The 701-nt window shown below is 66.8% G+C and carries 1 pseudogene; it reads left to right on the top strand.

What is annotated here, in order from left to right:
- Window positions 1-701: pseudogene (locus tag CAG31_RS27995) on the top strand (hypothetical protein); the annotation flags it as partial.

Here is a 701-nt window from a genome sequence, read left to right as displayed (position 1 = left end):
CAACAGCATCAGCGCCACAGGCACCAACACCGGCCCGCTGGTCAGCACCAACGTCGGCGCAGCGCTGACCAACCTCAACACCAGCGTAACCAACACCGCTGCCGTGGCCGTGAAGTACGACGATGCAGCGACCAAGACCCAAGTGACCTTCAACCCGGCCGGCACAGCGGTGAAGCTGACCAACGTCGCAGCTGGCGCCCTGAACGCCACCAGCACCGACGCCGTGAACGGCTCGCAACTGTTCGCGACCAACCAAACCGTCGACAGCCTCGTCAACAACGGCGCGGGCATCAAATACTTCCACAGCAACTCGACCCTCGCTGACAGCAGCGCGACCGGCCAGGACAGCGTGGCTATCGGGCCGCTGGCGAGTGCGACCCTTGCCAACGGTGTGGCACTGGGCTCCAACTCGTCCGCCACGGGCGCGACATTGGGCAACGCCGCTTATGGCGTCGGCGGGACGGCAACGGCGGGCGGCGAAGTGAACATCGCCAATGGCGCCGACGGCCGCCGCATCACCGGCCTCGCCGCCGGCTCCAGCGCAACCGATGCTATCAACGTCAGCCAACTGAACAAGGCAGGGCAGGACACCGCGACCGCGTTGGGCGGCGGCGCAGCGTTGGATGCGAACACCGGTGCATGGACGGCACCGAGCTACTCCACCAACAGCATCAGCGCCACAGGCACCAACACCGGCCCGC

The sequence above is a fragment of the Pseudomonas sp. R25(2017) genome (assembly GCF_002112565.1).
GTDB classification, from domain to species: Bacteria; Pseudomonadota; Gammaproteobacteria; order Pseudomonadales; family Pseudomonadaceae; genus Aquipseudomonas; species Aquipseudomonas ekonensis.
This window is presented reverse-complemented; position numbering and strand designations above follow the sequence as displayed.